Annotated in this window: 25 protein-coding genes and 3 pseudogenes; 9 read left to right on the top strand and 19 right to left on the bottom strand. The window is 67.3% G+C overall.

Annotated elements, in window-relative coordinates:
* Window positions 1-18: 18 nt before the first annotated feature.
* Both OG390_RS00150 and OG390_RS00155 read right to left on the bottom strand, forming a co-directional pair.
* Window positions 19-444: a hypothetical protein gene (locus OG390_RS00150; protein ID WP_406164415.1), complete on the bottom strand. Its 426-nt coding sequence runs from the start codon at window positions 442-444 to the stop codon at window positions 19-21.
* Window positions 445-574: 130 nt separating this feature from the next.
* The gene (locus OG390_RS00155; RefSeq protein ID WP_406164416.1) at window positions 575-1,693 is read right to left on the bottom strand and encodes a hypothetical protein; all 1,119 of its coding nucleotides are present in this window, start codon (window positions 1,691-1,693) and stop codon (window positions 575-577) included.
* A gap of 499 nt (window positions 1,694-2,192) precedes the next feature.
* Between OG390_RS00155 and OG390_RS00160 the strand changes: the two genes are divergently transcribed.
* Entirely contained in the window at window positions 2,193-3,110 is a 918-nt protein-coding gene (locus OG390_RS00160) for an IS5 family transposase (protein ID WP_406164417.1), read from the top strand.
* Here the strand turns inward: OG390_RS00160 and OG390_RS00165 are convergent.
* Together OG390_RS00165 and OG390_RS00170 are read right to left on the bottom strand one after the other, a co-directional pair.
* Window positions 3,067-3,603: a hypothetical protein gene (locus tag OG390_RS00165; RefSeq protein ID WP_406164418.1), complete on the bottom strand. Its 537-nt coding sequence runs from the start codon at window positions 3,601-3,603 to the stop codon at window positions 3,067-3,069. The genes OG390_RS00160 and OG390_RS00165 overlap by 44 nt on opposite strands.
* Window positions 3,604-3,723: 120 nt before the next feature.
* Window positions 3,724-4,650, bottom strand: coding sequence for a LysR family transcriptional regulator (locus OG390_RS00170; RefSeq protein ID WP_406164419.1), 927 nt, complete (start codon window positions 4,648-4,650; stop codon window positions 3,724-3,726).
* Between the two features lie 140 nt (window positions 4,651-4,790).
* On the opposite strand from OG390_RS00170, the gene OG390_RS00175 reads away from it, so the two are divergent.
* Window positions 4,791-5,525 (top strand): flavodoxin family protein, encoded by a 735-nt coding sequence (locus OG390_RS00175; RefSeq protein ID WP_406164420.1) that lies wholly within the window; start codon window positions 4,791-4,793, stop codon window positions 5,523-5,525.
* Between the two features lie 211 nt (window positions 5,526-5,736).
* Here the strand turns inward: OG390_RS00175 and tpg are convergent.
* The 4 genes and pseudogenes from tpg to OG390_RS00195 all read right to left on the bottom strand — a co-directional run.
* Window positions 5,737-6,291: pseudogene (gene tpg, locus OG390_RS00180) on the bottom strand (telomere-protecting terminal protein Tpg).
* Window positions 6,292-6,301: 10 nt separating this feature from the next.
* Window positions 6,302-8,164: a telomere-associated protein Tap gene (tap, locus tag OG390_RS00185; protein WP_406164421.1), complete on the bottom strand. Its 1,863-nt coding sequence runs from the start codon at window positions 8,162-8,164 to the stop codon at window positions 6,302-6,304.
* 94 nt (window positions 8,165-8,258) lie between these two features.
* A complete protein-coding gene (locus tag OG390_RS00190; protein ID WP_406177423.1) occupies window positions 8,259-8,396 on the bottom strand; it encodes a hypothetical protein in 138 nt (45 codons plus the stop codon).
* Window positions 8,397-8,463: 67 nt separating this feature from the next.
* A pseudogene (locus OG390_RS00195) lies at window positions 8,464-8,580 on the bottom strand (hypothetical protein); the annotation flags it as partial.
* A 199-nt stretch (window positions 8,581-8,779) separates the two neighbouring features.
* On the opposite strand from OG390_RS00195, the gene OG390_RS00200 reads away from it, so the two are divergent.
* Entirely contained in the window at window positions 8,780-9,325 is a 546-nt protein-coding gene (locus tag OG390_RS00200) for a hypothetical protein (RefSeq protein ID WP_406177425.1), read from the top strand.
* Here OG390_RS00200 and OG390_RS00205 read toward each other — a convergent pair.
* The 3 genes from OG390_RS00205 to OG390_RS00215 form a co-directional block, all read right to left on the bottom strand.
* Window positions 9,252-9,857 (bottom strand): IS5 family transposase, encoded by a 606-nt coding sequence (locus OG390_RS00205; protein ID WP_406177427.1) that lies wholly within the window; start codon window positions 9,855-9,857, stop codon window positions 9,252-9,254. The genes OG390_RS00200 and OG390_RS00205 overlap by 74 nt on opposite strands.
* Window positions 9,838-10,074: a transposase gene (locus OG390_RS00210; RefSeq protein WP_406164422.1), complete on the bottom strand. Its 237-nt coding sequence runs from the start codon at window positions 10,072-10,074 to the stop codon at window positions 9,838-9,840. The genes OG390_RS00205 and OG390_RS00210 overlap by 20 nt, the downstream gene beginning before the upstream one ends.
* 410 nt (window positions 10,075-10,484) lie before the next feature.
* A complete protein-coding gene (locus tag OG390_RS00215) occupies window positions 10,485-10,673 on the bottom strand; it encodes a hypothetical protein (RefSeq protein ID WP_406164423.1) in 189 nt (62 codons plus the stop codon).
* Window positions 10,674-10,777: 104 nt separating this feature from the next.
* Here OG390_RS00215 and OG390_RS00220 point away from each other — a divergent pair, with 104 nt between their 5' ends.
* Window positions 10,778-11,170, top strand: a complete 393-nt coding sequence (locus OG390_RS00220; RefSeq protein ID WP_406164424.1) for a hypothetical protein — start codon at window positions 10,778-10,780, stop codon at window positions 11,168-11,170.
* Window positions 11,171-11,542: 372 nt separating this feature from the next.
* On the opposite strand, the gene OG390_RS00225 is transcribed toward OG390_RS00220, so the two are convergent.
* The 4 genes and pseudogenes from OG390_RS00225 to OG390_RS00240 all read right to left on the bottom strand — a co-directional run.
* Window positions 11,543-12,723 (bottom strand): IS3 family transposase gene (locus OG390_RS00225; protein WP_406164425.1). Its coding sequence is split into 2 segments (ribosomal slippage): window positions 11,543-12,459 and window positions 12,459-12,723, totalling 1,182 coding nucleotides; the frame shifts between segments, so codons are not numbered across the junction.
* 63 nt (window positions 12,724-12,786) lie between these two features.
* Window positions 12,787-13,287: a reverse transcriptase domain-containing protein gene (locus OG390_RS00230; protein WP_406164426.1), complete on the bottom strand. Its 501-nt coding sequence runs from the start codon at window positions 13,285-13,287 to the stop codon at window positions 12,787-12,789.
* A 555-nt stretch (window positions 13,288-13,842) separates the two neighbouring features.
* Window positions 13,843-15,096, bottom strand: a complete 1,254-nt coding sequence (gene ltrA, locus OG390_RS00235; protein WP_406164427.1) for a group II intron reverse transcriptase/maturase — start codon at window positions 15,094-15,096, stop codon at window positions 13,843-13,845.
* Between the two features lie 746 nt (window positions 15,097-15,842).
* A pseudogene (locus tag OG390_RS00240) lies at window positions 15,843-16,031 on the bottom strand (transposase); the annotation flags it as partial.
* 75 nt (window positions 16,032-16,106) lie between these two features.
* Here OG390_RS00240 and OG390_RS00245 point away from each other — a divergent pair.
* Window positions 16,107-17,180, top strand: coding sequence for an integrase core domain-containing protein (locus tag OG390_RS00245; protein WP_406164428.1), 1,074 nt, complete (start codon window positions 16,107-16,109; stop codon window positions 17,178-17,180).
* Between the two features lie 93 nt (window positions 17,181-17,273).
* Here the strand turns inward: OG390_RS00245 and OG390_RS00250 are convergent, their stop codons facing one another.
* Window positions 17,274-18,299, bottom strand: a complete 1,026-nt coding sequence (locus OG390_RS00250; RefSeq protein ID WP_406164429.1) for a DUF2855 family protein — start codon at window positions 18,297-18,299, stop codon at window positions 17,274-17,276.
* A gap of 50 nt (window positions 18,300-18,349) precedes the next feature.
* Between OG390_RS00250 and OG390_RS00255 the strand changes: the two genes are divergently transcribed.
* The 4 genes from OG390_RS00255 (at window position 18,350) to OG390_RS00270 (ending at window position 21,898) form a co-directional block, all read left to right on the top strand.
* Window positions 18,350-18,940, top strand: coding sequence for a TetR/AcrR family transcriptional regulator (locus tag OG390_RS00255; RefSeq protein WP_406164430.1), 591 nt, complete (start codon window positions 18,350-18,352; stop codon window positions 18,938-18,940).
* Window positions 18,941-19,203: 263 nt separating this feature from the next.
* Window positions 19,204-19,650 carry a MarR family winged helix-turn-helix transcriptional regulator gene (locus tag OG390_RS00260; protein WP_406164431.1) on the top strand — a complete coding sequence of 149 codons (447 nt, stop codon included), beginning with the start codon at window positions 19,204-19,206 and terminating at the stop codon, window positions 19,648-19,650.
* Window positions 19,651-20,407: 757 nt separating this feature from the next.
* Entirely contained in the window at window positions 20,408-21,703 is a 1,296-nt protein-coding gene (locus tag OG390_RS00265; RefSeq protein WP_406164432.1) for an MFS transporter, read from the top strand.
* Window positions 21,704-21,772: 69 nt separating this feature from the next.
* Window positions 21,773-21,898, top strand: coding sequence for a hypothetical protein (locus OG390_RS00270; protein ID WP_406164433.1), 126 nt, complete (start codon window positions 21,773-21,775; stop codon window positions 21,896-21,898).
* Window positions 21,899-22,278: 380 nt separating this feature from the next.
* On the opposite strand, the gene OG390_RS00275 is transcribed toward OG390_RS00270, so the two are convergent.
* The 3 genes from OG390_RS00275 to OG390_RS00285 all read right to left on the bottom strand — a co-directional run bounded on the left by OG390_RS00275 (window position 22,279) and on the right by OG390_RS00285 (window position 26,087).
* Window positions 22,279-23,826: an acyl-CoA synthetase gene (locus OG390_RS00275; protein WP_406164434.1), complete on the bottom strand. Its 1,548-nt coding sequence runs from the start codon at window positions 23,824-23,826 to the stop codon at window positions 22,279-22,281.
* 189 nt (window positions 23,827-24,015) lie between these two features.
* Complete coding sequence (gene leuD / locus OG390_RS00280; RefSeq protein WP_406164435.1) at window positions 24,016-24,645, bottom strand: 3-isopropylmalate dehydratase small subunit; 630 nt, start codon at window positions 24,643-24,645, stop codon at window positions 24,016-24,018.
* A 5-nt stretch (window positions 24,646-24,650) separates the two neighbouring features.
* Window positions 24,651-26,087, bottom strand: coding sequence for a 3-isopropylmalate dehydratase large subunit (locus OG390_RS00285; protein WP_406164436.1), 1,437 nt, complete (start codon window positions 26,085-26,087; stop codon window positions 24,651-24,653).
* Window positions 26,088-26,129 lie beyond the last annotated feature (42 nt).

Below are 26,129 nucleotides of genomic sequence, written 5' to 3' on the forward strand. Positions count from 1 at the left end.
AGCCGGCTCGAGAAGTCTTCAGGTAGCGCTGTGGCGGCTGCCTGGCCCGTAGGTGACGAACCTGACGCCGGTTACCGCTCCGGCCTGCACCAGCGAGCCCTGCACAGCTGCGGCCCGGGCATCCAGTGGCGTCTCGTCCCGGTGCGACCGCTGACGGGCTTCCTGCCCCCACGCCTCCAGCTCCCGCCGGAACGAGGGATCACGCCTCGCCCGCCGTGTCAGCGTATCGGCAAGAGCTTCGGCTCTGGTTTCGCTGGTGGGCGCCGCGAACAGAGCTTCCAGCTCCAGCTGCCCAGGCGCAGGAACAGCCCCGGCCAGTTCGTCCGGCGGCCGTGCGACTAATGCAGCAAGCCGGCTCCACACGTGGCGCTCCGGCTCATCCATCGTGTGTCCGGCCGCAGTGAGCGCAGCCTTGACCAGCAGTGCAGGTGACAATGAGTCCACGGCATTCCCCCTTCACCACTGACCCACATTCCATGACAATAATGGGCGAAAATGCCCAACTTCGCCCCCAGCCCGCGCCGTCGTTACATACCCGTAATACGGCATCGGGAAGCCTCCCGTTCAGGACGGGTCACGGCGGCGGCCCGGGGGCACCCGAAGGCCCTTGCGTCCCCTGTGCCAACGGATCCCCTCCCCCCGGTGTCACGCTTCCTCCCCCCGTACGCAGCCGCTCGAAAACCAGATCGAAAGTGAAACCGGCGCTGAAGCCAAGCGGCACTGTGAAGAACAGCAGTCGGCGCACATCCAGGTCCTCCAGCAGTGCCGGCACCGTCAGCAACTGGGATGCGCAGTACAGCAGCACGGACACGAGCCCGGCACCCAGTCCCCGCACCGCTGCCCGCAGCCAGCCGGACTCCGTCTCGAACGTATGCCGGATCAGCGCCCCGGCCACCGAGGCCAGCAGCGGAGCGGCCACCAATACCGTCATCCGGTGCGCCGTGGCCGGCCCGGGAGATCCCGCGGTGACCAGCAAGGCCAGGGCACCGAGCAGAGTCAGCACCGCTGCAGCAAGTCCGGTACTGGCCCGCCACTTGCCCGAACGGGCCGCCCGTCGTGCCTCCTGCTCCGCCTGCCGCCGACGCGTTCGCTGCAGAAGCAGGCAGGCCACCAGCCGGGCCGCAGAATCGGACTGCCAGTTGTCCCCCATCAGGGCGATGTCGTCGTCGTCCGTGTCATTGCGGACCTTGTCGAGGTTCACCCACACCTCACCGGCGCCGCCACCGAACGCGGCCACCGGCAACACGGGAATGCGCTGGGACAAGGCAATGATCCCGGCGATGCGCGTCGACTGGCCTCCCCCGATCAGCACTACGCCGTCCGCCTCCAGCAGCCGCCGGTAATAGGCCACCTCCCATTCGCTGCTCGTGTCGCGAACGGTTTCCAACGTGACACAACTGCCTTGCGGCAGGGCGAAATCCACGTCGCGGTGGCGCGGCGGAAAGGCGGCCACTCGGCCCGGCGCGTCCGCAGTGCAGGCCCCGGCGTAACCGTGGACCACATCCCACTCGGCGTAAGTGGCCTTGCTCGAGAAGACGGCAAGATCACATCCGCCCCGGGCCAGGCCTGCGCCCAACAGGCGACATGCATCGCGGGCCTGATCCACAGCCTTCAGGGGCGGCGCAAACTCACGGCTGGCATCGACACTGCCGATGACCGCAATGAGAGGCCGTAAACCTTGCGTCGAGGACATGGCGCAGTCTAGCCAGGAAGATCCCTCCACCGATGCCCACTTACGTGAACTGACCGCCCACGCCCACCATTTGGCGATGCCTGCGGACCACACCCGGCGAAAAAGCACCCTCCCTGGTCAAAAGAGCGCCGGGAGCAGATGTTGCAGCTCCTCGGGCCCCCAATTCCGCCGTGGGAACTGCATCGGTGGCGGATGCGCTTGTACTGCGGACACGTCATCGGGGCGCTCCGGATCCACAAGAGCCTGCGGCCCAATGGAGGGATCTGCGACAAGGAGCGCTGCCCAGAGTGCGGCCTGGACCCAGCGGTGATCGTCGCCTTCAAGCCCCTGGGCTCTGTCGCCGATCCCCCGTCTGAGAAGCTGTTGTCTTTTCGATCTTGAGTGGTGTCCGTCGAACGGGAGTCTCGATCGGGTGATTGCGGCCGGTGCCGGGCATGGGAACAGGGCCTCTTGGTAGCTCGGAGGGTGTCTACGCCAACTCGCCTGCCAGGAGGCCCTGTTGTTGCAGTTGTATGCCACCGCGGAGACGGAGTCCACTTCGGTCACTCTCGCGTGTGACTGTCTGGCTCACCGGTTCGGGAACGCCGCCGACACCCCGATGCGTGAGCGGCGGTATCCGACGGACATGACGGACGCGGAGTGGGCCCGGGTCCTGCCACTGCTGCCGGTGCCGGGCTGGATGCGTGGCCGGGGCGGCCGGCCGGAGGCGTATTGCCACCGGGCCATGCTCGATGCGATCCGGTATCTCGTGGACAACGGGATCAAGTGGCGGGCGATGCCCGTCGACTTCCCGCCGTGGGACCGCATCTACGCATTCTTCCGCCGCTGGCGTGACAACGCCCTGGTCAAGGAGTTCCACGACCGGTTGCGCGCGAGGGTCCGCGAGGAGTTGGGGCGGGACGCGCAGCCGACGGCCGGTGTGATCGACTCGCAGTCCGTCAAGGCGGACGCCGTCGTCGGCGCGGACAGCCGCGGCTTCGACGGCGGCAAGCTCGTCAACGGCCGCAAGCGGCACGTCGTGGTCGACACCCTCGGCCTGCTGCTGGGCGTGATGGTCACCGCCGCGGATGTCGGCGACCGCACCGCTGCCCAGGTCCTGCTTGAGCAGGTGGCCGAGTCACACCATCGCCTGGCTCTTGTCTGGGCCGACGGCGGCTACACCGGCAGCCTCGTCGAGTACTGCCTGGCCACGTTCGCCCTGGTCCTGGCGATCGTCAAACGCAGCGACGACCAGAAGGGGTTCGTGGTGCTGCCCAAGCGGTGGATCGTCGAGCGCCTCTTCGCCCACCTGATGCGAAGCCGCCGCCTGGTGCGCGACTTCGAGCGGCGCACCACCAGCGCGGAGGCGATGGTCTACTGGTCGATGACCCTGCTCATGACCCGTCGCCTGGTCCGGTCACGCCTGCCGCGAGGGTGAACCGGCCCGGCTGCTGCTCGGCCAGCCAGCCGCGGGCCACCAGCCGTTTCGCCTTCGACCGCAGAGCCTCCACCCGCGCCGGCACCACGTCCATGCCGAACAAGACGGCCATCTCCTGGCAGGTCAGCGGTCCTTGATGGAGCCGGGCCCGGTCCGCGAGTGTCCTGAGGATGCGCTGGTAGTCCACCGACAGCGCCGACCAGGCCAGCCCCTGGCGCCACACCGGCACCTGCGACTTCGGCTTCGCCGCATCCCCAGGCGCCGACTGCACCTGCGCATCCCGCGGACCCGGGGTGACCTCCGCCTCGGCGGTGGCGCCGTCGTCCGGAGCCAGCACCGTATCGACCCGCCTGCGAGCGATCGCCCACTCCTGCCATTCCAGCTCGGCCGCAGCCAGCTCGGCCTGGATGCGGTCGGCCTCCTCCCGCAGCCCGTCGACTCGACGCCGAGCGGCGAGTTCGTGCTGTTCCAGCAGTCCAACAACCGACGGCATCCGCGACCTCCCGGGGAACGACGACCCGACAGGCCACCACTCCCACGGAACCACCACTCCTATCCCCGACCAGCGCAAACGCGTCCATCACGTCCGGAAAGACAACAGCTTCTGAGCGTTTCAGGTGGCGGCAGGGGCTTGGCTGATGAGTGCTCGGGGCGGCTCTGCCGAGGAATGGAGCAGCAGGTTACGCAGCGCGGTGGCGGCGTCCGATGGCTCGGCCGGCGTGAGGACGACCTGATCGGCGGTGGTCGACGGGCCGGTCAGGGGGATGATGCGCAGGCCGGGGGGCTCGTGGTCCATGGCGGATTCGACGGTGATGCCGATACCCGTTCCGGCGGCGACATGGGCGGCGATAGCCTGCACGCTGTCCGCGGTCCTGATGATGCGCAGATCCGCTCCGCCGATCCGGAAAGCCGACAAGAGGCGGTCGCAGAGGCCGCTGTTGATTTGGTGAGGCCACGTGAGCAGGCCGGTGGTGGAAAGTTCCGACGCGCTCAGGTGGTCGTGACCGGCCAGCGGGTGAGATGCGGGTACGAGCGCCATGAACCGCTCGGTGGACAGCGGTGTCGCGCGTGCGCCGGTGACATCGCCGGTTGCCCAGCCGATGCCAAGATTGATCGTCCCCGCCCGCAACGCGGTGACCTGTGCCGTGGTCGGCATGGCCTCCGGCACGATCATCACGTCGGGGAAACGCTCGCGCAGCCGCGGTAGGCAGCGCAGCAGCAACTGGTAGTCGGTGTACTCGGCGTGCCCGACGACGAGGGTGGTGCGGCCCCGGCCGCCGGCGGCCAGTGACCGTCCGCGCTGTTCGAAGCGGCGCAGCTGGGCCAGGGTGGCGTGGGCGTCGGGCAGCAGTTCTTCGCCGAGCACAGTCAGCGACACCCGGCGGCTGGTGCGGTCGAACAGCCGCCCGCCCAGAGTGGTCTCCAGTCGTCTGACGGCGTCGCTGACGGTGGGTTGTCCCCGGTGCAGACGCGCGGCTGCGCAGCCGAAGTGAAGCTCGTCCGCGACCGCGACGAAGGCTTCGAGTTCCATCCTGTCCATCAGGCCAGGCTAGCCCGATCAATCGGCGTGACCGATCGCTGCATGCCGAAGTTCGGCGTTGATGCCGTGCCGCACTCAGGGTGGGATGGCTGAGCAAGCGGGGGATCTCCCCCACGATCGCAGGCAGGAAAGAGCACAACATGGCGGTCGACGACGGCGACCGCGAGCACGATGCACCTACGGTCACGGTGACCGTGGTCTATCACTCGGTGCACGGGCACACCCAGGTCCTGGCCGAACACCTGGCTGACGGGGCCCGGCAGGTGCCAGGCACCCAAGTGCATCTCGTCGGGATCCGGCCAGAGGACGTCATCGCGGGCCGCTGGCACGACGCGGACGTGATGGAGCTGCTCAACCGCTCCGATGCAATCGTCTTCGGCTCTCCGACACTGATGGGCAGCGTGTCGGCGGTCTTCAAGGCATTTATGGAGGCGGCATTCACGCCGTTCGTCACGCAAGGGTGGAAGGACAAGCTGGCCGGCGGGTTCACCATGTCCGCCACGCAGAGCGGCGACAAGCTGGCGGTCCTGGAACAGCTGGCGATCTTCGGCGCGCAGCTGGGCATGCAGTGGATCGGTGTGGGCGACATGCCGGGCAACAACTGGAGCGGTGGCAGCCGCGACGATGTGAACCGGCTGGGCTCGTGGCTGGGTCTGATGAGCCAGAGCCACGCCGATCTGGGGGCGGAGCAGGCCGGATCGCGCGGCGATCTGCTCACCGCGGAGCGGTACGGCGAACGGATCGCCCGGTTGACTCAGCGCTGGGTCAACGCCACCCCGTACGAAACCTCCCGGATGACCGAACACGAGGCCCGCGCCCTGTCAGCATCTCTCAGGGAGACGGACGCCGCGCCGAAGGCGCCGACCTGCGCCTGACCGCGCAACTCGACCCGGGTCGGCGTCGGCGTCCTGGGCAGGGAAGCCGGGAGAGCCGCATCAGGAATAAGGCACGCCTGCTGTCGAGGCCTACCCGCGGACGTCGACGCCGGAGTGACACCCGCCAATCAGTCCGCCAACCACAACGCTCATGCGCCAACTGAAGCGCTCAGTCACAGCGCTGACGGTCGGGCGCGCTGTCCCGGCCGGGTCAGAGGTCGAACTCGAGGTGTTCCAGGTCGGTGAACTCCACTTCCAGGCCGTGGGCGCGGCGGCCGTTGTCGCGGAAGTAGACCTCGCCCAGGGCCTCGGCAGCGATGTCGCGCAGCTGCTGCTCGCTGGCGCCGGTCTCCTGGGCCTCGAAGAGGCGGGCGGCGTGCCGTGGGGGCAGGGCCAGGGTGAGGTGGCGCAGCCGTGCGTCGTCGGTGGTGCCGGGTGCGGCGGTGAATCCGAAGCGTGCGCGGGTGTCGATGACGATGCCGCCGGTGGTGGCCGCGGTCTGCTTGGCCTTGGCCCGGATCTGTGGCTGCCACCGTTTGCGTACTTCGCGCTGCAGGCGCTCCGCGAGGTCCTTGCGGGGCTTTTTGATCTGGTCTTTCACGTATCGCTCGACGGTGCGCTGGGAGATCCGCAGCATCTGGGCGACGGCCTTGGTGCCCTTCAACTACTTGACCAGGTAGCGCATCTGGGCGCCGGCACTCTTGGGGATGGGGCGTGTGAACGCGCTCTGCACCGCCTTGTCGAGTCCTTCCCCGATCGTGGCCATCGGGCCTCTCCTACTCTCCGGTGTCCTTGGCGGTGACCTCGCCCGTCTTGACGTAGCGGGCGAGGTTGAGGACCTGGCCGTGCTTCTCGCGCACTTCCTCGGCCCACAAAGTGCTCTGGGTGCCCTCGTGCTTGACCATGCCCGGCGACACCCCGAGGCGGAAGCTGCCGGGGACCGTCTTGCCGTCGGCGTCGTAGGGCAGGACGTCCAGCGGGGAGGGTCCGTCGGCGGCGTACACGGCGCAGTCCGACAGGACCGCCACCGGGTAGCGGCCGGTGGCCGCGGCGAGCGCGACCATCTTGCGGTGCATGTTGATGCGGGCCCGGGAGATGACGGCGGCGCGGATGTCGGGGCGCCATGTCGGCCGGGAGAGGGCCGGCCACGCCTGCCCGGGCTTCCAGCCGCCACCGCGCGCCCGCTCCCTGAGCTTGCCGATGCCGCCCTTCACCGTGGACTTGACCGCGTCCAGGACGATTCCCATCTCAGGGTCGCGTTGTTTGCAGCCGTCCATCGCCTGCAGGAACTCCCGCGGCGGCAGCTTCTCGCCCACACCCAGATCCGCCATGGTGGCGACGTAGGCGTCCCTCAGCCGCTTGTACCAGCCGTCCAGGAACCTGCCGCTCTCCTGGCGCACCCAGGCCTCGGCCGGGGCGACGTCGTAGCCGAGCTCCACGGCATAGGCCACGGTCGGTGTCGCGTACCAGGCCGGACCCGTCGGGCGCTCGCCGGTCGGGGTGAACGGGCTGGGCAGCAGGCCGCCTTCGAGCCGGCGCCACTGCTTGGCGACCAGGACGCGGGAGAGGTCGACGTGACAGAGGTCGACCAGCCATGCTCCGGGCAGTGCCGGGTCGAAGACCGGGTTGGTCACGTGGATCGGCGGCTGTGAGAGGCCGACGACCGCGCCGTTCGCGGCCGCGCCGAAGGCAAGGTTGACGTCGAGGCCAACCAGGTAGCGCTGCATGCACTCGGCGTCGGTGAGCTCCCGCGCCCAGTCGTACGCCTCCTCCAACAGCATCTGTGCCGGACCCCGCTGGTGGAAGCGGGGCAGGCCGGCGAGCAGCGGGTGCCCGTCGGGAGCCTCGCACGGCGCGCAGTCGATCGGGTGCTCGCCCAGTGAGCCGGGACGGTGCTCCCTGTGCCGCTTACCCGTCTCGTCCGGCTCGCTCGCGCGGGTCGCAGGATTGAGGGCAGTCATCAGCTCCAGACCGGTCACCGCGGTGGAGCCGCGCGGCGTCATCACCCGCTGCGCGTAGGTGCCCAGCAGCCGGGCGAGTTCCGCCGGCTCAAGCTGCGCGGCATGGCCCCAGCTGCGGGTGTCGAGCGCGTTCCAGGACGGGATGCACAGCTGCACGCACTGCCGCTGACGGCCCTGGGCAGGGCGGTAGATCCGCGCCCACGGCCCCAACCCCCGCTTGGTCAGCTGCCAATCCGCCCGGTCGAGCTGCCCCAGGACCTTGTGGCCCTCCGGGAGACGGCCGACGAGCCGAGCGGACTCCGACAGCTGTACCGGCAGCCCGTACCGCTCGCATGCGGACTCGGTGAGCACCAGCAGCGGGTCGGAGTCCCTGCCGGAACCGTGCAGCCTCCAAGCCCCGAGCTGCGCCTCCTTCAGCGCCCACTCCACCAGCGCGGCAAGGGACTTGGCGGGCACGTCCAAGAGCAGGCCGCCCACGCAATACGCCACGACCTCGCGATCCGGGCCAGCGTCGATGACGGCGAGCGGCCCGTTCGCGAACCGCGGGTCAACGCCCGCCGCCGGGGTGTCCGAGACCGCCTTCTTCGCAGAGACCGCCTTCTTCGCAGAGGCCGCCTTCTTCGCAGAGGCCGCCTTCTTCGCAGAGGCCGCCAGGGCGAGGAGCTTGCCACAGGTCACGTGCCTCCGGCGGCCACTTGGTCATCCTCCGTACGCCCACCGACGCTGAGGGAAGGACGCGCACCTGCACGGGCGGCGCGCCCCTGGTTGTGGGCTATGCCGTCAACGCTCCCAGGAGGGCCCATGGCGCGCCACGGGTAGCTCGTTCAGGTCTCTGGCCAGCGGGATGCGTCGGTTCCAGGCCGAGGAGGTCGAGGAAATGGAGCTGGCGCAGGTCCAGGTAGCAGCGCAGCCGAACGCCGGGCTCGCCCGCGTCCCGGGTCGTGTGCTCCGCTGCTTGCCGTCGCCCACCGGTCGGCGAGCAGCTGCTGGAAGGCGAGCGGGGTGGCGTCGGCGGCGGCCGCGACGTCGACCAGGCCAGCCGGCTTACGTGCACTTCGTTCATGTACGGCACTACGCCGGGTGTTCCGCCGCAGTGAGTCTTCACCCGACCGAGTGGCAGGCCGTCACCGGCCGTCGCCGCCCCAGTCCAGCCACGCAGACATAAGAAGCCGTTGTCTTTCCGTATGCGGTGACTGAGTTTCCGCTGTTCAGGCATGGTTTCGGTGTCGTCGAGGGAGGCTTGGGCCGTTCTGTTCGTCCGGGACGACGTGGAGGCGGCCGGTGGCATCGGTGATGGGGTTGCTGGAGGAGCGGGAGGCCGCTGCTCGGGTGCGGGTGGAGGAACTCCAGGCGGAGGCGGATCGAATCTTGGCGGAACTCGCCGTGGCCGAGGCCGTGTTGGAACGTCGGGTGATCGCCGGTGCGGAGCTCGCCGAGGCGCTGTCAGCTGGCGGCGTTGTGACGGACGTTGCTGTGCAGGTGGTGCCGGAGGCGATGCCTGTGGCCACGGCGGTGAAGGTCCCGGTGGCCGGGTCGATCGTGCCGCGGTTCGCCGAGGGCATGACGCTTCAGGTGCTCGCGCCCGACTACCGGCGAATCGTTGAGCTGCTGGAGTCGGAGCCGGGCGGTGGCGAGGGTGTGCTGGCGAAAGACCTGGCGGCCAGGATGGGACTTCCGCTGGTACCGGCGAAGATCGAGGGGGTGCGGTCCAAGGCGAAACGCCTGGCCGAGCGGGGCTGGCTGACGGCCATGTCCTCGGGGCGGTTCACGCCGCGGCAGCCCACCGGTGACGCTCGGGTCGCGTCTGGTGAATCGGGCGGGCGAGGCGGCGGCTCATGAGCATGGCCTGCGAGAAATAGATGAACGCCTCGCTGGACGCGGGCAGCGTCTCGAAGTCCCGCACCAGGCGGCGCGAGCGCAACAGCCATCCCAGCGTGCGCTCGACCACCCACCGTCTCGGCAGCACCACGAACCCCGTCATGTCGTCACTGCGCTTGACGATTTCCAGCGTGAGCTGGAGTTTCTCCTTCGCCCAGGCGACAAGGCGGCCGGTGTAGCCGCCGTCCGCCCACACCAGGCTGATCTTCCTGAACCGTGCCCGCAGGTGGGGCAGCATGGCGCGGGCAGCCCGGCGGTCGGTGACATCGCCGGCGGTGACCAGCACCATCAGAATCAGGCCGAGGCAGTCCGTGATGACGTGCCGGCGCCTTCCATTGATCTTCTTCCCGCCGTCGTAACCCCGGGTGGCGGCGGGCACCGAGGCCGCCCCCTTGACCGACTGCGAGTCGATGACCGCCGCGGTCGGCTCCACCTCGCGCCCCTCCGCGGTACGGACCCGGCCGCGCAGACGGTCATGGAACTCCCTGGCCAGGCCCCCTGTCCCGCCACCTGCGAAAGAACGCGTAGACGCGGTCCCATGACGGGAAGTCGACCGGCATCGAACGCCACTTGATCCCGTTGTCGGTGACATAGAAGATCGCATCGAGCATCTGCCGGTGGCAGTAACCTTCCGGCTGTCCGCCCCGGCCCTCCAGCCAGGCCGGCACCGGCAGCGCGTCACGCACCACCGCCCACTCCGCATCCGTCATGTCCGACGGATACCGCCGTACCCGCTCCGGACGGTCGGCCGCGTTCCCGAACCGATGCGCGAGGCAATCGCACGACGACACGCGGGAGTTGGACGTGGCAGCCACGATCACGCAAGACTGAAACAACAGGGCCTCCTGGTACTCGAGTGGCTTCGCAACCCCGAGCTACCAAGAGGCCCTGCTCCCATGCACCCACCCAGTCAAGATCACCCGACCAGGGACCCTGTTCGATCAGAACCGCCCTCGTGATCGATAGGAATACGGCTTCTAAGCAAATCCCACGCCGATCACTACATTCCGAGACGATCACTGAACTCGCACTTCAGGACCTCTCCAGCTTCTGCAGCTCCACAAACCCCCAGCCCAGAGCCGCGCCACACCACAGCCAAAATCCGGAAATGATCACCAGATCACCAGGTCAGCGCTTCGCTCATGGAGTGATCGGCAACGGATTTGTCACACACCTCGCCGACCCGCCTGCGGGCGATCAGCCACTCGTCCCACTCCGACTGCGCCGCCTCCAGCTCGGCCTGCAACTCCTCCACCCGCCTCCGGGCCGCACGCTCCCGCTCCTCCAGCCGCCCCAGCACCGACGCCATCACACACCTCCAGCACGCCACCTCCACCCCTCTCTGACAGCCTCGGCTGAGGCACCCGTCTTGTCGGGTTAGCCTGGATGGGCGAGACAGGAGTACACCCCGGCATGGCCAGCACCACCACCCCCAGCAGCTCCGGACCGGATCCGGCGCCGCGTCCGAAACGGCGCACATTCTCCGCCGAGTACAAACTGCGCATGGTCGCCGAGTACGACGCCGCCCCGGCCGGGGAGAAGGGCGCGATCCTGCGCCGTGAGCGGCTGTACCACTCGCACATCATCGAGTGGCGCCAGGCCCGCGAGGCCGGCGCCCTGGATGCCCTTGTCGACCGGCGGACCTCGGCGGTGCGGCCGAAGAAGGCGGCCGAGCAGGCCGAGCTGGAGCGGCTGCGCAAGAAGGTCGCCCGGCTGGAGAAGGACCTGGCCCGCCGGGACGCGGCCCTGGAAGTCATGGGAAAAGCCAACGCGCTCTTGGAACTGCTCTCCGAGAGCGCGGACTGAAGCACGCCGCCGCGCCCGTGATCGACGAAGCGTTCGCGGGCGTGCAGGGCCAGTTGGGGACCACAGCGGCCTGCCGGCTGACCGGGCGCTCACGCGCCACCCACTACCGTCACATCAGCCCCAGGCCGAAGCCCGCACCGTCCCCAAGACCCGCGCCCGCTTCGGCCCTCTCGCCGGCCGAACGGGCCCAGGTCCTGGCGCTGTTGAACCGGCCGGAGTACGCCGACCTGCCGCCCGCGCAGGTCTGGGCGCGTGAGCTGGACGCGGGGAACTACTGGTGCTCGGAGCGGACGATGTACCGGATTCTGTCCGCCGCCGGGCAGAACGGCGAAGGGGCCTCGCGTTTTCCGGACAGGTATCTGACCGTCTATTTCACGCGGCGATTCGCAACTTCTCGTACTCGGCGTGGACTTCGCGTGGAGGGCGGTAACCCACCGACGAGTGGAGGCGCTTGCGATTGTACCAGAATTCGATGTAGCGAGTGATGTCCTGCCGGGCGGCCTCGCGGGTCAGGTAAGTCACCCTTGATACACGCTCGTTCTTCAGTGCGCCGAAGAATGATTCGGCCATGGCGTTGTCGAAACAGATCCCGGTGCGGCCGGAAGATCTGCGGAGCCCGAACCGGTCGAGCGTCTTCCCGAACTCGGCTGACATGTAGTTACTTCCGCGGTCGGAGTGAAATATTGCGCCGGCCGAGAGGTTCCTGTTCCGTGCCGCGTTGCGGATCGCCCTGGATATCAGTGGGGTTTGGTAGTGGTCGTCCATCGCGTAACCGATGACTTCCTTCGTGCAGCAGTCGATGACCGTTGCGAGGTACAGCCAGCCTTCCCCAGTCGCGATGTAGGTAATGTCGCCGACGAGCTTTTCGCCGGGCGCGTCAGCGGTGAAGTTGCGGCCGACGAGGTCCGGCACCTGACCGGCCGCGGCCCGGGTGAGGCTGAACCTCTTCGGCCGCGGCTGGCAGGGCTCAAGGCCCAGCTCGCGCATGAGCCGGCGGACCAGTTCCAGGCCGGCGGTGACGCCCCAGCGGTGCAGCTGGGCCTGGATGCGCCGATGTCCGTAGGTGCTGTCGGACATATCGAAGGCTTTCTCGATGAGCAGCTTCAGTTCGTCGCGCCGTTGGCCGGTCGCGGTTTCCGGGCGGGCTCGCCAGTCGTAGTAGCCGGATCTGGATACGCCGAGTCGGCCGCACATGAACTCGACGCTGTATGCGTACTCCTCGGTGTCGAGCCGCATCTCGTCGATGAACTCGTGCTTGCTTGCTACCGGGGATCCTTCGCGAAGTACGCTGCGGCTTTTTTCAGGAAGGTAACTTCCATCTCCAGCTCGCGGTTGCGTCGTTCGAGTTCCTTCAGGCGCGCCCGCTCGTTCACTGTCAGTTCCGAGTCGGGGGCCGGTTCCTGCTGCTTCTGGTGCTTCTTGACCCAGCCGCGTAGCGTCTCCGGGTTCAGCTCAAGCTCCCGGGCGACTTCGGAGATCGTCTTGCTCGACCTCAACGCGATCTGGACGGCTTCCTCGCGGAACTCCGGTGAGTACTTGCTGGGTGGCGCCACTGCTTCCTCATTTCCTGTTCAGGACAACCCTATTGGGTCCCTGTCCGGAAACTTCGTGGCCCCTCAAATCCACCGCTGATCGGTGTGGTGGGCCACCGCCTTGAGGACCAGGTCGTGGTCGAGGTTGTCGAAGAACCCCTGGATGTCGATGTCGACCGTCCAGTCCGTCCTCCAGCACCGCTCCCGACAGGCCGCGACCGCGTCCAGCGCGCTTCTGCGCGGCCGGTATCCATAGGAATCGGGGTGGAACATCGGTTCCACCTCCGGCTCCAGGACCATGGCCGCCGCAGTCTGCGCGATTCTGTCCGCGACCGTCGGCACCCCGAGAACCCTGACCTTGCCCGATCCCCCAGACTTGGGGATCTCCACCATCCGCACCGGCGGCGGGAAGTAGCTGCCTGACGACAGGCGATTCCACAGTTTGTAGAGGTTGCCCCGCAGGTCAGCCTCAAACCGCTCGATCGACTCGCCATCAACCCCGGCCGCTCCCCCGTTCGCCTTGACCCTGAGATACGCCTCCCAGACAACATGCTTCGAGATCTCGAACGACTTTGGCCCACTCATCCGGCTCCTCCCGGGAACTCCGGTCGACCGCCAAGCAGACCTGGATGATCCGTCCCCTTCGCTCCACCCGCATTACCGGGCTTCGTCACTACTACGAGACGGTCTGCCCCCGTGCCCCGCATCGGTACTCCGCCCCTTGCGGTGTTGGCCGCTTGGGGTTCTCCCTCTCGGCGCCGGCCCCACGGACCAGCAGCAGTATCGGGGCGACAGGTTCTCACGTTCCATGCAAGAGCCCAGGTCAGGCTCGCGCCGCCTACATGCCGGACGCCATCCGGGCAGTCAGCAGGCTCCCCCCGGACTTGTCCCAGAGCCCTGGTCTCGCCCTGGTTTCGACGCCACTGGAATTTGTTACGACACGTCATCAGCGGTTCGCTCTCGCTCGCCTTCCTGACCCACACCTGACGCGATCACCGCCGCGCCTTTTCCCGCAGCGCTCACCACGAACGGCACTTAACCGACGCAGCCTGCGGTCGAGTAGCCGGGGGGAATTTCGCCCCCCGGCCCTCACAGATCCCGGCGTGACAGTCTCCCGTCACCGGGCTCTTGTCATCCTGATCACCAGAACGTGGGAATCCATGCCCAATGGGCGAAGAGCCTGGGGTACTGACGGGTGATACGCCGCCAGCACGCATGGGCCTTCTTGAAGGTCCTCAGCCGCTTGAATTTCTTGCGGATCCAGCGCATCAAGTAGGCGTTGATGCGCTCCAGGAGGGGAAGCAGTGCTGTCCGGTAGAACGCGCCGAAGTACTGCATCCAGCCCCGAATGATTGGATTGATCGCCCGTGCGAGCTCTGCGAAGGTCCGGCCGATCTGCCGATGAAGCCGCCATTGCCGCACTTCACCGCTGATCTTCTTCGAGGCTTCCTTGCTGATCGCCGGCAGGAACGAGGTGAACCTCTCCCCGTTCCTGTCGATGGCCTTGCGGGCCCGGAAAGTGAACCCCAGGAAGGTGAACTCCGTCTGCCCGAAGGGCCGTCGGCGTTTACCGTCCCGGCAGTACACAATCTTGGTTTTGTCAGGGTGCAGACGCAGCCCGACCTCCCGCATCCTGTTCGCGATCGCCTCCCGTAGTCTCCGGGCCTGGCTCTCGCTGACGCAGTGCACAACACCATCGTCTGCGTACCGTTCGAACGGTACGTCCGGGTGCTCCCGGGCCATCCACATGTCGAACGCGTAGTGCATGAACAGGTTAGCCAGTACAGGCGAAATCGCAGAACCCTGCGGGGTTCCCCGATCACGCTGCTGCAAGGTCCCGTCGGGCAGTTGCAACGGCGCCTCAAGCCACCGCCGCACATACAGCACTACCCAGGGGAGATCGGTGTGGGCCTGAACCGCTTTGATGACAAGGTCCCATGGCACGCTGTCAAAGAACTTCTGGATGTCCAAATCAATCACCCAGCCGTACTTCCAACAGCGTTTTCGGCATGCCGCGACCGCGTCCAACGCGGACCGCCCAGGACGGTAACCGTAGGAGTCCTGATGGAAGATCGGTTCGACCTTTTCTTCAAGACGCCGGGCCACAACCGTTTGAGCGATTCGGTCCGCCACGGTAGGAACACCGAGCAAACGAACCCCGCCACCATGCGACTTCGGGATCTCCACACCCTTCACCGGAGGGGGAAAGTAACTCCCCGAGGACAGACGATTCCAAATCCGATAGAGATTATTCTTCAGATCCTTCTCGAAGTCCTCGATGGAACGCCCGTCCACCCCTGGCGCACCTTTGTTTGCCTTGACCTTCTCGTACGCCTCCTGAACCTCCCACTTCGAAATCTCAAACGGCTTGCCTGATGATTTCAACTGGTCCACCCAGCTCCTCCCGGAGACCTTCCGGTTGACCGAACGAACAATCAGTCACGGATGACCCGACCCCTTCGCTCCCCCCTCATTACAAAGGGTTCCTCACTACTACGAGCCGGTCCGCCAGCACGCCCCGCATCGGTACTCAAGCCCTCACGGTTCTTCCGCTTGAGCCACTCCCTCTCGCCACCCGTATTACTCAAGCGGCATTATCGGGGCATGCCTTCTCACGTTCCATGCGAAAGCCGCAGATCAGGCTCACGTCGCCTCCGTGCCGGACACCGCCTGGCCAGTAGACGGGACTCCCGCCAGACTTATCCCGGAGCAACCACAAATCTCCGGTTCTGATGTCATCTATCTTCTAACGACACTTCCGCAGCGATTCACTTGCGTTCGTCTTCCTGATCCCTACCTGACGGCTCTACCGCCGCCTTTTCCACATCGCTCACCACGACGGTCGTCAACCAACGCAGCATGTGGCGGTTTGGCACCATCCCCCGCAGGACGGCACCGAAGGGCCAACCATCCTTCATCTCTCGCACAGCACCGCATCAAGAAGCTCCTCCTACCTGAACTCCCCTCTACGTTCGTGACACACGCGGTTTGAAGCCTCCCCCCGCAGGGCGACCCCGGAGGACCTACCTCCATCTCCTGCACAGCACCGCTTCCAGAAGCTCCTACATCGACGCCTCCTTCAGCGTTCGTGACACACGACCAGCACAAACCCAGCCCCCACACTCGGTTTCGAGAAGCCCTCTCAGCTCTGCGGACTCCTCCGAGATCCTGCCGGGCCGTCGGCCGTTGTCGATGTCGTCCTGACGCAACCACTTCGACAACGTGACCGGATGGATGCCGAGTTCAACGGCGGTCTGCTTCTGTTCTTTCCCTGCCCGAACCAGCGCGATGGCACGAGCGCGGAACTCAGCGGGGTAGGCGCGGGGCATGTCCGGCAGCCTTTCGTGAAGGCCGTCAGTTAGCCACCAGAACTGGAACCTGAGAGGTGGGGCACGTCAGCTGAGATGGCGTACCTGGGCGTGACAAACGCGTTCGCGTTGCTGCGCCTGTTGCCGATGAGCAACCGGGAGAAGGATATAGAGATCCTGGCCCTGCGCCACCAGATCGACGTGCTCGAGAGGCAGTTGAGCGGGCAGCGGGTGCGGTTCGACGTAGGTGACAGGGCCCTCCTCGCCGCACTGATCCAAGGCCTCCCGCGAGAGGCGCTCCGACGGATCCGGCTGGACACGGTGCTGCGCTGGCACCGCAACCTGATCGCTCGACGCCACGCCGCCGGCTCCCGGCCCAAGCCCGGCGGCCGACCGCGTACCGTGCACTCCATCCGAGCGCTGGTGCTGCGCCTGGCCAGGGAGAACCCGAACTGGGGGTATCGGCGCCTGCACGGCGAACTACTCGTCCTCGGGGTGAAGGTGGCGGCCTCCACCGTCTGGGAGATCCTCAAGGACGCCGGCATCGACCCAGCACCCGAACGAGCCTCGACCACCTGGGCGGACTTCCTGCGCTCCCAAGCCGATGCACTACTGGCATGCGACTTCTTCGAAACCGTCACCCTAACCGGAGCACGGCTGTACGTGATCGCGGTGATCGAGCACGCGAACCGGCGGATCCGGATCCTCGGCGCAACCGCGCACCCGACCGCCTCCTGGGTCGCCCAGGCCGCGAAAAATCTCGTCATGGACCTCGAGGACGCCAACTGCAACGCCCGCTACCTGATCAGGGACCGGGACGGGAAGTTCCCGCAACTGTTCGATGCGATCCTCCAGGCCACCGGCATCGCGGTCGTCCTTAGCGGCATCCGGATACCCCGCATGAACTCAATCATGGAGCGATGGGTGCAGACCTGCCGGCGCGAGCTCCTCAACCGCACCTTGATCTGGAACCAAAGCCATCTCCTCCACGCTCTACGCGAGTTCGAAACCTTCTACAACGCGCACCGACCGCATCAGGGCCTCGCCAACGCCAGTCCTCTACATCCGCTGCCCAAGGCGATCGACGATCCAGAGCGGATCGAGCGCCTCGACATACGACGACGCGTGCGGCTCGGCGGCACCCTACACGAGTACGCACATGCGGCCTGACCAGCATGGATGAGGTATTCGGCAAGAGCAGGGCTGATCTGCGCCATCCCACGTCACTGCCGCGCCTTCGCCCCGCCGGCTGGTAGTGATGTTCTACCCGGGACGCAGAACGAACGCGACGGAGGGATCCTGGCGCCCGTGCAGCAATGTCCGGAAAACGTTGGCCATCGCTTCGGGGCCGCTCTGCTCCTGCGCCCGCAACCACCGGCCGGCGTCGCGCACGAACTCGTCTTCGGCTGCTTCGTATCCGGCCAGTTGTGCTTCGTCGGCATCCGGTGCGAAGAACCGTTGCGGGGTGGGCCCCGGTAGCGCGCCGACGTCCATCGGCTGTCCGGTGTGGGTGCCACCGACCATCACCGAACGAACCAGCCGGCCCGCCAGGCGCTGGTGCACCGCTGACACCACCTCGAGGTTGCGGGTGAGGTCCAGGAAGACCACCGGGCCCGGCATATCGACTTCCGGCACGCCCGCGTACGGGCACACCCTGTCGAAGTAGCCGAGGCCTTCGACGAAGGCCTGGTTGGCCGTGCTGGTGAGTGCGTGTGTGGTCACCGTGCCGACCGCGCGCAACCGATGCGCGATTCCCGTCGCCGTCTTGCTCGACGCACTGCTGATGACGACTGATACGGGCTCGGCGGCGGTCCTCGCCAGATCGGCGAGCAGGAAGGATGCCCCGTAGACCGGTCGGATGACCGTCCGCAGGCCATCGAGCTCAGTGGGCGGCTCGGCCCGCCGGTAACGCCGGTAGTAGTCGTGCAGGCCGAAGCGATGGGGTGCGGCGTCGACGAAGCCGAAGCCGGTGAGCTCAGGGTGAACCGTCAGGTGGGTCGCCAGGGGGAAGTAGCCGAAGAACCGCTCACCGATCGCGACCCCCGGATGACCGGACGCTTCGACGACGCCGAATCCCCAGGCCGGGAGTTGACCGAAGCCGTCGGGTGCGGGGAACGCCGTCCAGTATCCGGCGCGCTCCCCCAGATGTGCGTAGGTGACGTTGTTGGCGGCCAGTCCGACCTGTTCGATCGCGAGCCGCACGGAGCCGGCCGTGGGGGCCTCGAGCATGGGGTGCGCGAGTTCGAACGAGGTCAGATCGTCGCGGCGCACGAGCAATGTCCAACTCACCGTGGGGCCTGTCGGTAACTAGCTATGCAACTAGCAAGTATCATGGCTCCATGGTACGCACTCAACGGGAACGGCGGGAGCACACCGAACGGCGGCTCCTCGAAGCAGCAGCCCGGCTGATCGCCGAGCGGGGCCCGCGTGCGGCCACGCTCGCGGCGGTGGGTGAGGCCGCCGGGTACAGCCGCGGCATCGTGACCCACCATTTCGGCTCGCGCGAGGCCCTGCTAACCGCGTTGCTGACGCACGTTCAACGGGACTTCGTTCCCACCGTCGATGACCTGGCACCCGGCCTGGATCGCCTTCTCACGCTCGTCGACGGGTACCTCGCCGCGCTGGACGCGGGCGGAGCCCGCGGGCGCGCGTTCCTGCTGTTGTGGGCGGACTCCATCGCCGCGGCACCCGAACTGCGCCCGATCTTCGAGGAACGTGACCAGTACCTTCGGGCGCTGCTCACCGATGACCTGCGTGCCGGAGCGGCCGCGGGGAGGGTCCGCCCCGGCATCGACCTGGAGGCCACCTCGCTCGCGTTGCTCGGACAGCTTCGCGGCCTCGGCCTGCACCTGGTCAACGCGGACGCCGCCGACGGAAAACGGCTCCGGACCGCCGTCGTGGACCTGTGGAGGAACAGTCTGGCGGCCTGACGAACACCTGGCTGGATCCGGTACACGGCCATGCCCGTCGACCAGCGACAGTCGATGGGGCGCCGCCTGCCTGACAGTCTCGTGGTTCGTGTCCTTGTGCCTGCTCTGCCTGATCGCGCCTCGGCTGCGCAGCTGGTTCTTGCCACTCAGGCGATCTCGTCGACTCAGGCGGTGACGCACCCAGAGGCCCACAACCTGACCTCGCACAAGAAAACATTGAGTTAAAACTGGACAGCCTGAGCTGACGGCCTTACCTTGTGGCCATGGACGAGAACACTCCCGGCATCTCAGAGCCGGCCGCGCAGGCGGCGCGCGACCTGCGCGTGCTGGTCAGCCGCCTACGGCGTCGGCTCAGAGAGCTCTACGACACCCAGGATCTCACCCCCTCCCAGGTGTCCGTCCTCAGCCGCCTGGGACAAGACGGGGCGGCCTCAGCCAGTGACTTGGCGGCTGCCGAACGGGTCCGCCCCCAGTCGATGGCGTCCATCCTCGCCGTTCTTCGCGAGCGCGGCCTCATCCAGCGTCACCCTGACCCCAAGGACGGGCGTCGCCAGTTGATCTCGTTGAGCGAGAGCGGTCTGGCCACCATGTACGGCAGCCGCGAGGCCCGTGACGAGTGGCTGGCCCGAGCCCTGCAAGATCGCTACACCGAGGAACAGCGCAAGACCATCATCGAAGCGCTGTCCCTTTTGGAACGACTGACGCAGTAAACCCCATTGCCTTCACATGGCACCCATGCCGTGCGGGTCCGAGCCCACACTCAGGCCGTGCTGAGGCGGGCTGTCGTCGAACGACCCATGGAACGCGCGGGCCCGCCCTTTCGACTCAGCGAGCCGCACACGAAATCCCCCTCCGAACCGCTGCCCACCCCTCCGCGGCGTGATGATCTCCCGCTGCCGGACGCGGCCGCTCGTACACACACGGGCGGCACACAGGTTTCGTCCAGCCACGCAGGTACGCGGCAGCTTTGACTGAGCGTCAAGCCGTCACAGAACGCATGACAGCGCGTCAGTGAGTGGCACGCCGGGATCGAGCACCCACCACTTACGAAGAAAGCCGTGGACTGGACGGCGCCCGTACTCCGCAGCCACTCGGCTCGACCTTCTGGACCGTAGGCACACAAGAGCCAGGCGGCTTGCCACCCGAAGCCGCCGAAGGACAACGAGAAGCCGTCACAGCCTTTCAGCTCGACGCACTCCCCTCGCCGGGGTATTGCACGGGTGGCTTCCGAAGAACGTGCGCTCCATTCCCGAACGCGCCCATGGAAGCCGTGGCACTTCCTTACCGGGCACCGTGTCTTCTGAGCTCACACGCGGTGCACTCCACCACATCCGGGAGCCAAGAATGGGCAAAACAGAGCAGAAGCAGGGCCGCATTACATCGCCTTCTCGGCGAAGGACTCCCCCACCATCGGACAACACCGCTGGATCCGCACTCCAAGGAAACCAACGACGACGCCGGATCGTGATGACGCTGCTGCTGATCATGGTGGTCATCAGTTACGCGGACAAGGCTGTCCTGGGCTTGGCCGCCAAACCCATTATGCATGACCTCCATCTGAACACTGGCCAATACGGCCTGGTGTCCAGCGGCTTCTTTCTCCTCTACAGCGTCTCCGCGGTCATCGTCGGCTTCGTGGCGAACCGGGTCTCGACGAAGAGGGTGCTGCTGGTCCTGGCGATCGTATGGGCCTTCACCCAACTTCCCATGGCCGGGCCCGCCATCGGCTTCGGCACCCTATTGGCCAGCCGGATCACTCTGGGTGCGGCAGAGGGTCCGACGAACCCGATTGCCACGCACGCGGCCTTTGCATGGTACCCGAACAGGCAACGCAGCCTCCCGAGCGCCCTGATCAACGTCGCAGGAACTCTCGGCGTGGTCATCACGGCGCCGCTCCTGGCGTTCGTGATCCACGACTTCGGATGGCACCGGGCGTTCTTCTCGCTCTTCGCCATCGGAATGGTATGGGTGGTCATCTGGGGCTTGTTCGGGCAAGACGGCCCGATGGCCGCCACGACGTCGGCGGACGCCGCCCCGTCGGCCGACCGGGCGGATGAACCAGCCGTCCCTTACCGTCGGATCCTCTTCACTGGGTCCTGGTTCGGGGCCTTCGCCTCGGCATTCGCAAGTTACTGGACTATTGCCCTGGGACTGGCCTGGCTGCCGCCGTACCTGGAAGACGTACTCGGTTACAGCAGCAGCACCGCCGCCACACTCATCGCGCTCCCCGCAGCAGCCGCAGGGGTGCTGATTCTGACTCAGGGTGTAGTAACGCAGAGCCTGATGCGCAGGGGCACCTCCAGTCGCATCGCTCGAGGCATTATCGGCGGTACGGCTGTGACCACGGCAGGCATGGCGATGGTGCTCTTCGTGCTCGTCCCAGGAAACGGACTCAAACTTCCCCTGATGGCCATTGCCTTCAGCCTCGGCCTGATCAGCCTCGCCATCGGCCAGACCGTCGCCGCCGAGATCACTCCCACACGGCAGCGCAGTGCCATTCTGGCCATCACCGCCGGACTTGTGACCGTCGCGGGCCTCATCTCGCCATATGTCACCGGGAAGATCATCGAGGTCTCAGCGGAACCAGCAACGGGATACCGCATCGCCTTCATCCTTTCTGGTGTCCTGATGCTGCTATGTGGGGCATACTCGCTGTGCGTCATCCATCCCGAGCGGGACGCACGGCGCCTGGGAATCCGGCATGAAGAAGCCGAGAGCGAAAAGCCCGCCCACGAATCTCTTGGCGATCTCCACACCCCGTAACGACCCCGCAGCGTGTCGCGAGGAAGCACCCCTGCGCGACGCCGCCTCATCACACGCCGCCCTGAACCGATGGCATGGCGGTACCGGTCCTCCCGGTACCGCCATGCCGTCGTCGGTGCCCGCGCACGCCTGGCGACGATGTCCACCGCGTCATGCGGCATCGCCTTCCTGCACGACCTCGCTCTCACCGAATAGTCGACTGCCTCGCAGGGGCGGGAGCGCCGGAGACGTCGGACAGGTCGCGGACATGTCGCGGGACACCGCGCGGAGAGTGCACCGGGGCCAGTTCAGTGCGGACCCGGCGTGCCGGCCGCTCCCAGTCAGATCGTCTGCCGGAACAGCCCATGCCGGCTCTGTGGTCGAACTGGGGCCGCAGAGGACTCAAGACGCTACCGGCCGTTGCCTGGTGGGCAGCCGGTCGGCGATGTGCACGCGGTCGGCCTCGTTCAGATACCGCGACGACGCGGAAGGCGGCACCACCCGGTGGATCGGTGGTGCCGCCTTGTTGCCGCCGGACCCGACTGCCGGCGCGACCCAGCACGCGCACGGCATCGAGGCCGATGATCGCCGGCCGGTCAGTCGACCGGCTGTCCGATCTGCCGCATGTACCGAAGCCGGAGATCGCGTTTGAGGACCTTTCCCGCGGCCGATACGGGCAGAGACTCGCGGAACTCCACGCTCCGGGGTGCCTTGTAACCGGCGATCAGGGTCTTGGCGTAGGCGCGGATGCTGTCCGTCGTGGTGGTGCGGCCGGGTCTGAGGACCACGACGGCGTGCACGCGTTCGCCCCACTCGGGGTCCGGGATACCCACGACCGCGCAGGCGGCGACGTCGGGGTGCTGGGCGATGACGTTCTCGACCTCGGCCGAGTACACATTCTCGCCCCCGGTGATGATCATGTCCTTGAGGCGGTCGACGATGTAGAGATAGCCCGCGTCGTCCAGGTAGCCGGCGTCTCCGGTGTACATCCAGCCGTCGCGCAGGACCTGGGCTGATTCCTCCGGCAGGCCCCAGTAGCCCAGCATGACGTTGTCACCGCGTACCGCGATTTCACCGACGGTACCCGGGGGGAGCTCCGCGCCTTCGGGGTCGACGGCACGGACCTCGGTGAAGCTCGCCGCGCGGCCCGCTGAGCGCAGCCGTCGCCGGTCGTGGTGGTCCTCAGGGCTGAGCAGGGTGGCGACGGGGGAGAGTTCGGTCATGCCGTAGGCCTGGACGAACCCGGCTTGCGGAAAGGTGTCGACCGCGCGGCTCAGCAGTGTCTCCGATATGACCGAGGCGCCGTAGACGACGCGCTGGATGCTGGAGAGGTCGGCGGTGCGGGCTGCTGGGTGGTCGATCAGCATCTGGATCATCGTGGGCACCAGCAGGATCCCGGTCGGGCGGTGTCGCTCCACCGCCGCCAGGACGGCTCCCGGCTCGAAGGGGGGCACGAACTGATGAGAGCCGCCCACCACGCTCTGGCCCAACCAGCCGCCGAGCGCCGCGAGATGGAACATGGGTGCGCAGTACAGCGTGCGGCCCCCGCCTACGCTGAACCGGAAGGACGCCTGGCTTCCCAAAGCCGAGGTCAACAGGTTGCGATGGCTGAGCATCACGCCCTTGGGAAACCCCGTGGTGCCTCCGGTGTAGAACAGTCCGGCAAGCCGGTCACCGCCGAGCCGCCGGTCCTCCACCGGGTCGGATCCGCCTATCAGGTCCTCATATCCGAGCATGCCCTCGGCAGGCGGGCCGTCCCCGCAGTGCACCGTGGTGGTGAGGCCGTCCCACAGCCCGCGCAGCGCGGGCACGGCCGGCGCGAAGGCGTCGTCCACAACGAGGACGCGGGTGCCGGAATCCCGCAGGGCATGGGCGATCTCCCGTGCGCTCCAGCGGGTGTTCAGCGCGTTGACCACCCCGCCGATCCACCACACCGCATTGAGGGACTCGTGGAAATGGTCGGAGTTGTGCGCGTAGATACCGACCCGGTCGCCCTCTGCCACCCCCAGGGAGCGCAGGGCGGCGGCCAGTCGGGCGATGCGTTCGACGCTTTCCCGGTGGGTCCGTACACGGTCCCCGTAGACCGTGGCGATTGCCTCCGGGGTCTGCTGCACGGCTCGGTGCAGGTGCTGGGTGAGGTACAAGGCGGGTCTCCTCGAATGGTGAGACCGCCGCGCTCCGCACCCCGACAGGGTGTTCCCATCGAGCGCCGACGGCCCCAGGCCTTTGGCGGTGGCGTGCTTCTCGATCTCGCCGGTGGCACCGTGTGCCCGCTCACCGGAGTGAGTCGTCGAGCCGGGGGTGCGCGGGCACAGGGCGACGGCGTTCTTCGATCAGTGGTGGGCGGGCCGGTAGACCCAGGGGCGGGCTGCGCGGTCGCGGTCGCGGAATCGCTTGATGTCGTCGCTCAGCAGCAGCGTTTCACCGATGGCGTCCAGGCCGTTGAGCAGTTGCCGGCGTGCTCGCTCATCGATGGTGAAGGTGTGCCGCCCGGCTCCGGCCGCCCCGACTTCACAGGCTTCCAGGTCGATGTCGACGGACGGCTGCCGCTCCGGCGCGAAGGTCTCTTCCACCAGTTGTTGGTGCTGGTCCGGCGGCAGGGCAAGCGGCAGTAGGCCGTTGCGCACGCAGTTGGTCTCGAAGATGGAGGCGAAGCTCGGTGCGATGACGGCCCGGAAGCCGAAGTCGCGCAGCGCCCAGACGGCCGTCTCACGTGAGCTGCCGCAACCGAAGTTCGCACCGGCCACCAGGATGCTCGCCGTGCGGTAAGGCTGCTGGTTGAGCACGAACTCCGGGCGCTCGGCACCGCCCTCGTCGAATCGCCAGTTCGCGAACAGGGCGTCTTCGAAGCCGTATTTGGAGAGCTGCTTCATGCGGATCCGCGACGGTGAGAGGGCGTCGGTGTCGATGTTGGCGCGCAGCAGTGGCGCCGCGACTCCGCTGATTTGTCGAAAGGGTTGCATGGCGGTCATACCTCCCGGGGATCGGCGAGTCGGCCGGCCAGAGCGGACGCGGCGACGGTCGCCGGGCTCGCGAGGTGGGTCCGTACTCCCGGGCCTTGTCGGTTCTCGTAGTTCCGGTTGGTCGAGCTGACCACCCGGGCGCCGGTGGGGAACCGGTCTCCGCCCGCGTAGAAGCACAGGCCGCATCCGGATTCGCGCCACTGGAAGCCCGCATCGGTGAACACCCTGTCGATGCCTTCGGCCTCAGCGGCCAGGCGCACCGCGGTGGAGCCGGGCACGCAGATGGCGGTGACGCCGTCGGCGACCTTGCGCCCGCGCAGGACATCGGCGGCGATGCGCAGGTCGCTCAGCCGTGCGTTGGTGCACGAGCCGAGGAATGCCGCGTCAATGCCCACGTCGGTCAGCGCAGTACCGGCGACGAGGCCCATGTATGCCAGCGCACGGCGTGCCGCGGCGGGGTCCGCCACGTCGTCCGGATCCGGCACGACGGCGTCGACTCCGGTGGCGTGCTCGGGGGTGGTCCCCCAGGTGACCTGGGGGACCAGTGCGTCCACGGGCAGGGTGACCGATCGGTCGTACCACGCGCCGGGGTCGCTGCGCAGGCCGAGCCAGGCTCGGGCGGCCCGCTCCCAGTCCTCGTCGGCGGGGGCGTAGGGGCGGCCCTTGAGGTAGGCGAGAAGAGTGTGATCGGGTGCGACGAGGCCGGTGCGGGCACCGGCCTCCACCGCCATGTTGCACAGCGTCATACGTGCTTCGACACCCAGCGCGCTGATCGCCGGGCCGCTGAACTCCATCGCGTGCCCCGTCGCACCCGCCGTCCCGATCTTGGCGATCAGGGCCAGGATCAGGTCCTTGGCGAAGACGCCGCTGCCCGGTGTTCCCTCGAAGCGGGCGAGCAGAGTGCGAGGACGCTTGAGCGCCAGGGTCTGTGTGGCGAGCGCGTGTTCGCACTCGGTGATGCCCACACCCCAGGCCAGTGCTCCGACCCCGCCCAGCGTCGGGGTGTGGCTGTCGGCACAGATCATGGTGGTGCCGGGCAGGGCGATGCCCTCCTCCGGGAAGACGACGTGCGAGATGCCCTGGCGGCGGTCGGCGATGTCGAACAGGGCCACGCCGTGGTGCCGGGCCTCCTCTCGGAACGCCTCGATGAACATCGAACCGCCGGGGATCGGTGTCGTGCCATCGCGGCCGGGACGTGTGTCCACGACGTGGTCCATGGTTCCGAACACCAGGTCAGGGTCGAAGAGACTGCGTCCTTCGTCGCGGACCGCCCTCAGGGCGAGACCGCCACTGCGATCATGCAGGAGTACGCGGTCGATGTGCAGCAGCCAGGCGCCGTTGTCGAGTTCGGCGACGACGTGCTGGTCCCAGATCTTGTCGATGACGGAACGCGCCGCTGTCGTCCCCGTGGATCCATCGTCGGGGATACGGTCGTTGGGCATGCCGGAGGCCTCCTTCAGGCGGTTCACAAGGGGAGAAGAGGG

Origin of the sequence: Streptomyces sp. NBC_00996 (assembly GCF_045162675.1) — a bacterium.
In the GTDB taxonomy this organism is placed as follows: domain Bacteria; phylum Actinomycetota; class Actinomycetes; order Streptomycetales; family Streptomycetaceae; genus Streptomyces.